The sequence below is a fragment of the Anaerotignum lactatifermentans DSM 14214 genome (assembly GCF_900142265.1).
GTDB classification, from domain to species: domain Bacteria; phylum Bacillota; class Clostridia; order Lachnospirales; family Anaerotignaceae; genus Anaerotignum; species Anaerotignum lactatifermentans.
The window spans coordinates 1-10,708 of sequence record NZ_FRAH01000091.1 but is presented as its reverse complement, the minus strand read 5'-3'; the positions used below and the strand labels follow the sequence as shown (position 1 = coordinate 10,708).

The window sequence follows — 10,708 nt, the reverse complement described above, 5'->3', positions numbered from 1 at the left end:
CCGGAACTGGGGTCAGGTCTACGGAGAATTAAGTATTATGTATGAAGGACGGCTTCCAGAATAAAAAGAACAGATTGGTTAAAACAGGCAGAAAAGCCGCCTGTTATTGACATGCCATCTTTTGGATGGTATATATAAAACAAAGGTGGAGTGCTTCATTTCAAAGCATTCCACCCAGTCTTATCATAGAAGAATCTTATTTACAGACTTTTCTTCATACCCTCTTTCAAAGCATTCCACCCAGTCTTATCATAGAAGAATCTTATTTACAGACTTTTCTTCATACCCTCAAAAAAGACGGCATTTTATGATATCGTATGGAAACATAAATGACAATCATAACAGGCGCTAAATATTGCAGAACGGTAGCCGTAGCAGCATTGGAATGCCCGATGGCAAGAAAATAACCGTACTGCATGAACAACATCCCAATTAAGCTGAACAACAACATATCTTTCGCATCTTTTTTATTTTTCCAAATATCAAAAATTTCTTTTCCTCTGCGCCAATAGATATATATTAGAAGTAAAATACCTGCTGCCAGCATACGATTGGAGGCGAGCCACTTGGATGAAATCCCCATTTGCTGAAAAAGGAATTGCCCTACGGTGCCGGTAAAGCCCCATAGACAGGCGCTGAATATACAAAGAAGAGCTCCTCGTGTGCTTCTATTATTTAACATAAGAAAAATAACTCCCTCGCTTTTGTAAAATATTTTACATAGGACAAAAATCTGTTTTTTTCTATAAAATTTTAGAAAATAGATTTTCTATTAAACGATGATTGCTCTGTGTTTTAACGTTAAGTCTCAGAAAAGATTATATGTAGATTTTACAGGACAGTTTTGCAAAACTCTCCCATAAAAATCTTGATTTGCTGCTTTATGCTACCATATCGTGGTAACAAAGTCAACTTTTCACAGGAATAAAGCTCGCTATTTAACATAGATTTAACATAAACAAGATATTTGATTTAACGTAAAAACAGTATTATGAATTTGCAAAACAAGGAAAGAAGAAATAAAAGGAGAGAAAAATATTATGAAGAAATTTTTAGCACTTGGTTTGGCAATGATGATGTCTGTTGCAGCACTGACAGGCTGCGGCGGCGGTAGTGAAGAAGCAGCAGAAGGCGGCGATACAGCTGCAGCAAGCGGCGCAATCTCTGTTGTTTCCAGAGAAGACGGTTCCGGTACAAGAGGTGCTTTTATCGAACTTTTCGGCATTGAAGAAAAAAATGATGCAGGCGAAAAAGTTGATATGACAACAGAAATGGCAGAAATCACAAACAGCACCGCTGTTATGATGACAACTGTTGCAGGCAACCCCAACGCAATCGGTTACATCTCTCTGGGTTCTTTGGATGACAGCGTAAAAGCACTGAAAATTGATGGTGCTGAAGCAACAGCAGAAAACATCAAAAACGGTACTTATAAAGTAGCTCGTCCTTTCAACATCGCAACAAAAGAAGATGTTTCTGAAGTAGCTAGCGACTTTATCGCATTCATCATGAGCGACGAAGGTCAGGCAGTAGTTGAAGAAAACGGCTACATCAGCCAGGGCAGCACAGGCGCTTACACAGCATCTAACATGAGCGGCAAAATTGTTGTTGCAGGTTCTTCTTCCATCACACCCGTTATGGAAAAACTGAAAGAAGCATACATCGCTCTGAACCCCACTGTAACAATCGAAGTACAGCAGAACGACTCCACAACAGGTATGACTTCCGTAGCAGAAGGCACATGTGACATCGGTATGGCTTCCAGAGAACTGAAAGACAGCGAACTGGCAAATGGTCTGCAGCCTACAGTAATCGCAATGGATGGTATTGCAGTCATCGTAAACCAGGAAAACACAGTAAGCGATATGACAAGCGATACAGTAAAAGCAATCTTCACAGGTGCAACAACAGATTGGTCTGAAGTTGCTTAATCAACAGAAGAAAAAGTGAAAAGAGAAGGAATGTGTTATGCCGAAAGAGAATCCTTTCGGCATAACTTTTGAAAAGAGAAAGGAGAGGAAAGATACCAATGAAAGAAGGCGTAATGAAAATTGTTTTCCTGTTGGCAGCGTGTGTGTCCATTCTGGCAGTCGCACTGATCTGTATCTTCCTGTTTGCCAATGGTGTGCCTGCAATTCATAAAATCGGTATAACGGAGTTCCTGTTTGGTCAAACATGGAAACCCTCCAATAATATTTATGGAATTTTCTCCATGATCATCGGCAGTATTTATGTGACAGCCGGAGCGGTTATCATCGGTGTTCCTATGGGGATTCTGTGTGCTATTTTTCTTGCAAGATTCTGTCCTGAAAAATTATATAAAATTGTAAAACCGGCGGTTTCTCTGCTTGCAGGGATTCCTTCCATCGTATATGGTTTCTTTGGTCTGGTTGTAATCGTACCTATCATGCAGGATTTGACAGGTACAAATGGGAAAGGTATCTTAACTGCTTCCATTTTGCTGGGCATTATGATCCTGCCCACAGTTATCGGTGTTTCCGAATCCGCTATTCGTGCGGTGCCGAATTCTTACTACGAAGGTTCTCTGGCACTGGGTGCAACCCATGAAAGAAGCGTATTCTTCGCAGTGCTGCCTGCAGCAAAGCAGGGGATTTTGGCAGGTGTTATCTTAGGTGTTGGTCGTGCCATTGGGGAAACCATGGCGGTTATCATGGTTGCCGGCAACAACGCAGTTATGCCAAAGAGCATCTTCAGCGGCGTACGTACATTGACAGCAAACATCGTTATGGAAATGGGTTACGCAACAGACCTGCATCGAGAGGCACTGCTGGGTACCGGCGTAGTTCTGTTCGTATTTATTTTGATTATTAACTTGTCCTTCTCCGCATTGAAAAGGAGGAATCATTGATGGAAGCCATTAATAAAGAATCAACATTACAGCGATTGAAAAGCTATCGCAAACATCCGCTTTCCGCAATCCTGTTTTTACTGGTTGTGATTTCAGCGGTGATTACATTAACCGTATTGATTGCACTGATTGCTTATATTCTGATTAAGGGGATTCCCAATCTGAGCCCTGAACTTTTTGAATGGGAATATACCACTGAGAACGTTTCCATGATGCCGGCAATCATCAATACACTGATCATTACAGCATTGTCTTTGCTGTTTGCACTGCCAGTTGGTATTTGCTCTGCTATTTATCTGGTAGAATATGCAAAACGTGGGAATAAGCTGGTTTCTATTGTGCGTATCACCACAGAAACATTGTCCGGTATTCCTTCCATTGTATATGGTTTGTTTGGTTATCTGTTCTTCAATATCTTCCTGGGATGGAGTTATACCATTCTGGGTGGTGCACTGACATTGGCAATCATGATTTTGCCTCTGATCATGCGTACAACAGAAGAAGCCCTCATTGCGGTACCTGACTTGTATCGTGAAGGCAGTTTCGGTCTGGGTGCCGGCAAACTGCGTACCGTATTCCGTATTGTACTTCCTTCTGCGGTTCCCGGGATTCTGGCAGGTGTCATCCTGGCAGTCGGCAGAATCGTCGGCGAAACAGCAGCGCTGCTGTATCCCGCAGGTACAGCCACAACGGTTGCGGATGGTCTCATGTCCTCCGGTCGTACGTTGGCAGTTCATATGTACGCACTGCTGAATGAAGGTCTGTATATGGATCAGGCTTATGCAACAGCGGTTGTACTGCTTGTAGTTGTTATCGGTATCAATGCATTGTCTGGATTGATTGCGAAAAAGGTAGGAGTGAAAGATTGAGTATGAATAAATTTGAAATTTCCAATCTGGATTTGTTTTATGGCGATTTCAAAGCCTTGAAAAACATCAATTTGAATATTACAGAAGGGGATATCACAGCATTTATCGGGCCTTCCGGCTGCGGTAAATCTACACTGCTGAAATCCCTGAACAGAATGAATGACCTGGTAGAAGGCTGCCGCATCACAGGGAAAGTCCTGCTGGATGGGGAAGATATTTATGGCAGTATGGATCTGAACCACCTGCGCAAACGGGTAGGTATGGTTTTCCAGAAACCCAATCCCTTCCCTATGAGTATTTATGATAATGTTGCTTATGGTCCCAGAACCCATGGCATTCGTTCCAAAGTGAAACTGGATGAAATTGTAGAAAAAGCACTGCGTGATGCAGCCATTTGGGATGAAGTAAAAGATCGTCTGAAGAAAAATGCACTGGGCATGAGTGGTGGTCAGCAGCAGCGTCTTTGCATCGCAAGAGCTTTGGCTGTTCAGCCGGAAGTTTTGCTCATGGACGAGCCTACATCCGCTCTTGACCCCATTTCCACTTCCCGTATTGAAGAACTTGCGGTGGAATTGAAAAAAGAGTACACTATCATTATGGTAACACATAATATGCAGCAGGCTGCCCGTATTTCTGATAAAACGGCGTTTTTCCTGCTGGGTGAAGTGGTTGAGTATGGAGATACAGAACAGATCTTCTCCATGCCTAAGGACAAACGTACTGAAGACTATATTACGGGGAGGTTTGGTTGATATGCGTACAAGATTTGATGAACAGCTGGAACAGCTGCATGTAGAACTAATTACCATGGGTGCTTTGTGTGAGGAAGCCATTACGTTGGCATTGAAATCCCTTTTTGATCGGGATCGCAGTTTGGTACCTGTTGTGTTGGAAAAAGACGGTGAAATTGACCGGAAAGAAAGAGATATTGAAGCACTGTGTATGCGTCTGCTGCTGCAGCAGCAGCCCGTTGCAAGAGATTTGAGAACAATCTCTTCTGCACTGAAAATGATTTCTGATATGGAAAGAATTGGCGACCAGGCAGCAGATATTGTGGAACTGACAGATCAGATGCATGATAAACAGCTGGAAATGTCCAGTTCTCTGCATATTCGTTCTATGTCTGAAGAAGCAGTGAAAATGGTTATACAGAGCGTAGACTCTTTTGTAAAAGCAGATTTGGAACTGGCACACAGTGTCATTGCTTATGATGACGTTGTGGATAACCTGTTTTCCAAAATTCGCGGAGAAATCATTGAACAGATTGCGACAGACGGAACAAATGGCGAAGTGTATATCGATCTGCTCATGATTGCAAAATATCTGGAAAGAGTTGCAGACCATGCTACCAATATTGCAGAATGGGTAGAATATTCCATCACAGGCATCCATGGAGAAATGGATGGTGAATAAATATGATTACATTTGAGGATATCAAAAATAATGCGGATATCCGCACTTATATTCAGTGCGCGGACGAATCTCTGGCAGCACTGGGATTTACAGAACATTCCTTTGCCCATGTGACAAGAGTTGCAGAAACGGCAAAATATATTCTGGAAACACTTGGCTATTCAGAACACGAAGTGGAATTGGCAAGAATTGCTGGATTCATGCACGACATCGGCAATGTGGTCAATCGTGTAGACCATTCTCAAAGCGGTGCCGTTATGGCATTCCGTATTCTGGATAAACTGGGTATGCCCGCAGAAGATATTGCAACAGTGGTAACAGCCATTGGGAACCATGATGAAGGTCATGGTGTGCCTGTCAATGCCATTGCCGCAGCGTTGATTCTGGCAGATAAATCAGATGTACGCAGAACCCGTGTACGTAATCAGGAAAAAACCACCTTTGATATCCATGACAGAGTCAATTATTCCGTAGAAAAATCTGTCTTGAAGATCAATGAAGCCCATACACTCATTAAACTGAAATTGACGGTTGATACCCATTACAGTTCTGTCATGGACTACTTTGAAATTTTTCTGGAACGTATGACACTGTGCAGAAAAGCAGCAAAAAAATTGGGATTGAAGTTTCAATTGATGATTAATGAAAATTCTCTGATGTAAGGAGTGAGGCTGTAGATGATTTATCTGGTAGAAGATGATAACAGCATTCGGGAACTGGTAGCATATACATTCAATACAGCAGGGCTGGAAGCGGAAGGATTTGATAAACCTTCTTTGTTTTGGGAAGCGTTGGAAAAACGGAAACCAGATTTGGTTCTGTTAGATATTATGCTGCCGGAAGAAGATGGCATACAGATTTTGCAGAAACTGCGACAAAGACAAGATACAAAAAAACTCCCTGTCATTATGCTGACGGCAAAAGGCAGCGAGTATGATAAAGTTATGGGGCTGGAAAGTGGTGCAGACGATTATGTATCCAAACCCTTTGGCATGATGGAATTACTGGCAAGGGTGAAAGCACTGCTGCGCAGAACAGAAGATTTGCGTCCTGCTCAAGAAAATAGATACGTCATTGGCGATTTGACGGTAAATCAGAAACGCCATGAAGTGTTGGTAAAAGGAGAAGCTGTTACACTAACCAAAAAAGAATTTGATATGCTTTGTTATCTGTTGGAAAACAAGGGCATGGTTTTAACAAGAGATCAACTTCTCAATCAAATCTGGGGATATGATTTCGATGGGGAAAACCGAACCGTGGATGTGCACATTCGGACACTGCGGCAGAAATTAGGCGATTGCGGTACATACATTGAAACCATACGAGGTATTGGGTATAAGATTGGAGGCAATCCATGACAAAGAGAATTTTTCGTGCGATATTCAATGTATCGCTGTTGATTTTGATCGCATCCACTTTTATTCTGGTTGCATTTGTAGGGGATTATAATAGTGACCGGACAAAAGAAGCGATGCACGCAGATGCTGTCTATATTGCAAAAGCCATGGAAACGGAAGGTATTTCGTATCTGGAGCAGTTGCCGAAACAAAACCAGAGAATCACATGGATTGATACCGACGGCACTGTACTGTATGATTCCTATGTGGATGTTTCTCAGATGGAAAATCATGGGGAACGTGAGGAAGTCGTTGAGGCTTTGAACACAGGCAGAGGTGAGAGCACACGTCACTCCACCACATTGGCAGAAAAAACAGAAAACTACGCAATTAAACTGAGTGATGGCACCATTTTACGTTTGTCTGTTACCAGTTTGAGTGCACTGAGCATTTTCCTTTCTATGACACAGCTGTTGGCTTTGGTACTTGTAATCGCATTGATTTTGGCAGGTTTCCTGGCAAGCAAAACATCCAAGAGCATTGTGAAACCTTTGGAAAATGTAGATTTGGAACATCCCGAACAGGCGGAAATTTATGACGAAATGGCACCGTTCCTGCGCCGTATTGCTGTACAGAATAAGCTTATCAACAAACAGATGCAGGATCGTCAGCGCAGACAGCGTGAGTTTGAAACCATTACGGAAAATATGCAGGAAGGTTTGTTGGTTTTGGATGCCAGAGGAGAAGTCCTTTCCTGCAATAAAGGCGCAAGACGTTTGCTTGGTGTAGATCGTGTGCCAGAAAAAGAAAACGTGTTTGCCTTAAATCGTACAGAGGGTTTCAGACGCTGCATTACAGCTGCATTGGCAGGCAGTCACGAAGAAGTGACCATGGAAAGTGATGGCAGAAGTTATCAGCTGCTGGCAAACCCTGTCACAGAAGATAGTCTGGTAGCAGGTGTGGTTCTGCTGCTGTTTGATAACACAGAAAAGGCTGATCGTGAAAAACTGCGCCGTGAATTTACAGCAAATGTTTCTCATGAATTGAAAACACCGTTGACCAGCATTTCTGGTTTTGCGGAAATCATGAAAAACGGCATGGTGAAAGCGGAGGATGTACCTCGCTTTGCAAATAATATTTATGAGGAAGCACAGAGACTGATTTCCATGGTACAGGATATCATCCAGCTTTCCAGATTGGATGAAGCCCAGGAAAATGTGGAAAAAACAGATGTGGATGTGGCGTTGATTGCGGAAACTGTGGCAAAACGTCTGGAAACACAGGCAGCCCAGAAAAAAATCAAATTCCATCTGGAAACAGAAACAGCTGTTTTGTCCGGTGTGCCTCATGTACTGGAAGAAATGATCTATAATCTGTGTGACAATGCAATCCGTTATAACAAAGATAATGGTTCTGTTACACTGAAAGTGGAAAAACATCCTGATGATATTACCGTAACGGTTGCAGATACAGGAATTGGTATTCCTTATGGCGAACAGGAAAGAGTATTTGAACGTTTCTATCGTGTGAGCCGCAGCCGCAGCAAAGATGTCGATGGCACAGGATTAGGATTATCCATTGTGAAACATGGAGCAATGCTGCACAATGCTACCATTTCTATGGATAGTGAACCTGGTAAAGGTACAGAAATCAGACTGATTTTTTCTCTTGCAGAAAAGTAATGTCTGAGCAATATAGCATTTAAAGAAAAAAGCACGAAATCATTCATGGGTAGAAGGGTTTCGTGCTTTTTGATATGATTATAAATGCCTGACAAAGAATGAAAATACAGAAAAAAGTTTTATGAGAAACATGAAAACACCAATCCAGTATCATTTAGAAAAAGGATTGGTGTTTTTATTTTGTTTTAATTCATAGAGGCTGCGCCTTTTTTGGACAGCAATCAGACCAGTGCGTGCAATTTCTACAATACCAAAAGGTCGGAGCATTTCCAGAAACAAATTGATTTGCTGTGGAAGATCAGCCAATTCTACAGTCAATGTTGCTGCAGAAACATCATCGATTTTTGCGTGCATAATATCGCAAAGATCTTTGATGTTACGGCGTGTGGAAGGAGTAGCGGAAACCTTTACCAGAATCAGTTCTCTGCCAGTCATTTCCACATTGTCCAGACGTTTGATCTTCAAGACACAGATCAGTTTATTCAACTGTTTTTCCAGCTGATCCACGGCGTTATGACCAATGTCAATGATCATGGTAATACGGGAGACACTTTCATCTTCCGTCACACTAACAGCTAGACTTTCGATATTGAAACCTCTCCTAGAAAAAAGACCGGTGATTTTATTCAATACACCTGGTTGATTTTCAACCAATACGGATATAACCTGTTTCATTGGAACCCCTCCTTACATATTGACTTTGGAATTTTCCACTTCTGATACAACACATTCCAGCAGATAAGGACCATCATAAGCCAGCATTTCTGCAATGGCTTCTGTCATATCTGCATCCTGACTGATACGGCGGCTCTTTACGCCAAAGGCATCTGCCAATTTGCCAAAATCGGGTGTATCCGGCAGAGCAACGGCAAACTTATGACGCTTTGCGATACGCTGCAATTCGCATACCATGCCTAAGGTACGGTTGTTCAGCAAATCGATTTTTACATCACAGCCTTGCTCTACCATAGTGGATAATTCATTATTGGTCATCTGAAAAGCACCGTCACCGCATACGACAATGGTTTGTTTTTCTGGTGCAGCGATTTTTACCCCAATAGCAGCAGGCAAAGCATGTCCATGGTACCCAAACCGCCTGTAGTCAGGAAACGCCCCTGACGCATAGACAGATATTTTGCTGCCCAGATTTGATTCTGACCTACGTCGGCAACAACACAAGCGTCTGCAGTAATTTGCTTGCCAATTTCCGCCATGAGACGCTTGGGCTGAATGGTATCAGGACGAGGATCTGGCATTGTTGCTTTTTCTGCTGCTGCTTCCTGCTGCAAATATTCTGACCAATGCGAACAGTTGGAAATAGGGTGTTCTGCCAGCAGGCTTTCCAGTACTGCCCGCAGATCACCTACCAGAGGAACTGTAGGGTTTACATTTTTGCCGATTTCTGCAGGGTCGATGTCAATATGAATGGTTTTGGATTGGCTGCTGATCTTTTCCGGAGCCGTAATGGCACGGTCACCTACACGAGCACCAACCAAAATCAACAAGTCTGTTTGAGAAAGTGCCATATTGGCTGTTTTATGTCCGAAGGAGCCAATCATTCCGATATTCAGTGGATGAGAGGTAGGCAGGACTCCTAAGCCCATCATGGTGGTTACCATGGGGATTTTGGTTTCTTCACAAAGTTGCCGTACTTGTTCTTGTGCTTTAGCGCAAAAGGCACCTCCGCCGACGCAGATCAAAGGGCGTTCTGCAGCGGCAATGGTTTTAACCACTTTTTTCAGCTGTTTCAAGTTGCCGTTGATAGTGGGTTTATAACCTCGAATATTTACTTCTTCAGGATATGAGAAATCAATTTCTGCTTCCTGCATATCAATGGGGACGTCGATGAGGACAGGACCGGGACGCCCAGTAGTCGCGATATGGAAGGCTTCCTTGAAAATGCGGGGAATGTCTTCCGCTTTTTTTATGAGATAAGTGTGCTTGATGAAAGGGGAAACTGCGCCTGTGATATCTACTTCCTGAAAAATATCCCGCCCCAGCAGATAACTTTGTACCTGACCGGTGATGGCAACGAGAGGGATACTGTCCATGTAAGCGGTGGCGATGCCGGTGATCAAATTGGTGGCTCCCGGACCAGATGTTACGACGCAGACACCAGCTTTGCCAGTGATGCGGGCATAGCCCGATGCCATATGGGCAGCGCTTTGTTCCTGCCGCACAAGAATATGCTGAATAGATTCACTGTGATATAATGCTTCGTAAAAAGGACATATAGTGGCACCTGGATAGCCAAAAATGTGGCTTACATCTTCTTCCTCCAGACAACGTACCATACTTTGTGCACCAGTCATGTTCATATAAAAATCACCTCCATTTTTCTTTTGTAAGTAAATAAGACAGCGGACTTTAACTGAACTGCTCCAGATTGTGCGGACAGCACAAAAAGGCCTCTATGTAGGAAAATATGAAGTTTTAAGTGGAAAGGCGTCGCGTAAGCGGCGGCTCTCCGGTTTTTAACTGGATGCGCTCATGGTTGTAAAAATAAATATAACGGTCAATCATCTCGTTGGCTTCACA

Annotated in this window: 12 protein-coding genes; 8 read left to right on the top strand and 4 right to left on the bottom strand. The window is 42.9% G+C overall.

The genetic code is table 11. The annotated features are described in order from the left end of the window. Positions 1-280: 280 nt before the first annotated feature. Positions 281-682, bottom strand: coding sequence for a DMT family transporter (locus BUB35_RS16345; protein ID WP_072853511.1), 402 nt, complete (start codon positions 680-682; stop codon positions 281-283). 358 nt (positions 683-1,040) lie between these two features. Here BUB35_RS16345 and BUB35_RS16340 point away from each other — a divergent pair, with 358 nt between their 5' ends. The 8 genes from BUB35_RS16340 (at position 1,041) to BUB35_RS16305 (ending at position 8,170) form a co-directional block, all read left to right on the top strand. Next, positions 1,041-1,931, top strand: a complete 891-nt coding sequence (locus BUB35_RS16340) for a substrate-binding domain-containing protein (RefSeq protein WP_072853509.1) — start codon at positions 1,041-1,043, stop codon at positions 1,929-1,931. 98 nt (positions 1,932-2,029) lie between these two features. Further along, positions 2,030-2,869 carry a phosphate ABC transporter permease subunit PstC gene (gene pstC / locus BUB35_RS16335; RefSeq protein WP_072853507.1) on the top strand — a complete coding sequence of 280 codons (840 nt, stop codon included), beginning with the start codon at positions 2,030-2,032 and terminating at the stop codon, positions 2,867-2,869. Then, on the top strand, positions 2,869-3,738 hold the full coding sequence (pstA, locus tag BUB35_RS16330) for a phosphate ABC transporter permease PstA (protein ID WP_072853506.1): 870 nt from the start codon (positions 2,869-2,871) through the stop codon (positions 3,736-3,738). The genes pstC and pstA overlap by 1 nt, the downstream gene beginning before the upstream one ends. Positions 3,739-3,740: 2 nt before the next feature. Then, the gene (gene pstB, locus BUB35_RS16325) at positions 3,741-4,490 is read left to right on the top strand and encodes a phosphate ABC transporter ATP-binding protein PstB (protein ID WP_054329778.1); all 750 of its coding nucleotides are present in this window, start codon (positions 3,741-3,743) and stop codon (positions 4,488-4,490) included. Position 4,491: 1 nt separating this feature from the next. Continuing rightward, on the top strand, positions 4,492-5,151 hold the full coding sequence (phoU, locus tag BUB35_RS16320; RefSeq protein WP_072853504.1) for a phosphate signaling complex protein PhoU: 660 nt from the start codon (positions 4,492-4,494) through the stop codon (positions 5,149-5,151). A 2-nt stretch (positions 5,152-5,153) separates the two neighbouring features. Continuing rightward, positions 5,154-5,813 (top strand): HD domain-containing protein, encoded by a 660-nt coding sequence (locus BUB35_RS16315; RefSeq protein ID WP_072853502.1) that lies wholly within the window; start codon positions 5,154-5,156, stop codon positions 5,811-5,813. A 15-nt stretch (positions 5,814-5,828) separates the two neighbouring features. Continuing rightward, complete coding sequence (locus tag BUB35_RS16310) at positions 5,829-6,509, top strand: response regulator transcription factor (protein ID WP_072853500.1); 681 nt, start codon at positions 5,829-5,831, stop codon at positions 6,507-6,509. Beyond that, on the top strand, positions 6,506-8,170 hold the full coding sequence (locus BUB35_RS16305; RefSeq protein ID WP_072853498.1) for an ATP-binding protein: 1,665 nt from the start codon (positions 6,506-6,508) through the stop codon (positions 8,168-8,170). The genes BUB35_RS16310 and BUB35_RS16305 overlap by 4 nt, the downstream gene beginning before the upstream one ends. 150 nt (positions 8,171-8,320) lie before the next feature. On the opposite strand, the gene ilvN is transcribed toward BUB35_RS16305, so the two are convergent. The 3 genes from ilvN to BUB35_RS16295 are packed head-to-tail and all read right to left on the bottom strand — an operon-like array spanning position 8,321 to position 10,488. Then, positions 8,321-8,845, bottom strand: a complete 525-nt coding sequence (ilvN, locus tag BUB35_RS16300; RefSeq protein WP_072853497.1) for an acetolactate synthase small subunit — start codon at positions 8,843-8,845, stop codon at positions 8,321-8,323. 12 nt (positions 8,846-8,857) lie between these two features. After that, positions 8,858-9,241 carry a thiamine pyrophosphate-dependent enzyme gene (locus tag BUB35_RS20000; RefSeq protein WP_330391260.1) on the bottom strand — a complete coding sequence of 128 codons (384 nt, stop codon included), beginning with the start codon at positions 9,239-9,241 and terminating at the stop codon, positions 8,858-8,860. Next, positions 9,220-10,488, bottom strand: a complete 1,269-nt coding sequence (locus tag BUB35_RS16295; protein WP_330391259.1) for a thiamine pyrophosphate-binding protein — start codon at positions 10,486-10,488, stop codon at positions 9,220-9,222. Before BUB35_RS16295 ends, BUB35_RS20000 begins: the two co-directional genes overlap by 22 nt. Between the last annotated feature and the right edge of the window lie 220 nt (positions 10,489-10,708).

What these genes read in the sequence shown, in the direction of transcription:
- BUB35_RS16305 (WP_072853498.1), top strand. Translation starts at nt 6,506, where the DNA reads ATGACAAAGAGAATTTTTCGTGCGATATTCAATGTATCGCTGTTGATT.
- ilvN (WP_072853497.1), bottom strand. Translation starts at nt 8,845, where the DNA reads ATGAAACAGGTTATATCCGTATTGGTTGAAAATCAACCAGGTGTATTG.
- BUB35_RS16310 (WP_072853500.1), top strand. Translation starts at nt 5,829, where the DNA reads ATGATTTATCTGGTAGAAGATGATAACAGCATTCGGGAACTGGTAGCA.
- phoU (WP_072853504.1), top strand. Translation starts at nt 4,492, where the DNA reads ATGCGTACAAGATTTGATGAACAGCTGGAACAGCTGCATGTAGAACTA.
- BUB35_RS16340 (WP_072853509.1), top strand. Translation starts at nt 1,041, where the DNA reads ATGAAGAAATTTTTAGCACTTGGTTTGGCAATGATGATGTCTGTTGCA.
- BUB35_RS16295 (WP_330391259.1), bottom strand. Translation starts at nt 10,488, where the DNA reads ATGAACATGACTGGTGCACAAAGTATGGTACGTTGTCTGGAGGAAGAA.
- pstB (WP_054329778.1), top strand. Translation starts at nt 3,741, where the DNA reads ATGAATAAATTTGAAATTTCCAATCTGGATTTGTTTTATGGCGATTTC.
- pstC (WP_072853507.1), top strand. Translation starts at nt 2,030, where the DNA reads ATGAAAGAAGGCGTAATGAAAATTGTTTTCCTGTTGGCAGCGTGTGTG.
- BUB35_RS16345 (WP_072853511.1), bottom strand. Translation starts at nt 682, where the DNA reads ATGTTAAATAATAGAAGCACACGAGGAGCTCTTCTTTGTATATTCAGC.
- BUB35_RS16315 (WP_072853502.1), top strand. Translation starts at nt 5,154, where the DNA reads ATGATTACATTTGAGGATATCAAAAATAATGCGGATATCCGCACTTAT.
- pstA (WP_072853506.1), top strand. Translation starts at nt 2,869, where the DNA reads ATGGAAGCCATTAATAAAGAATCAACATTACAGCGATTGAAAAGCTAT.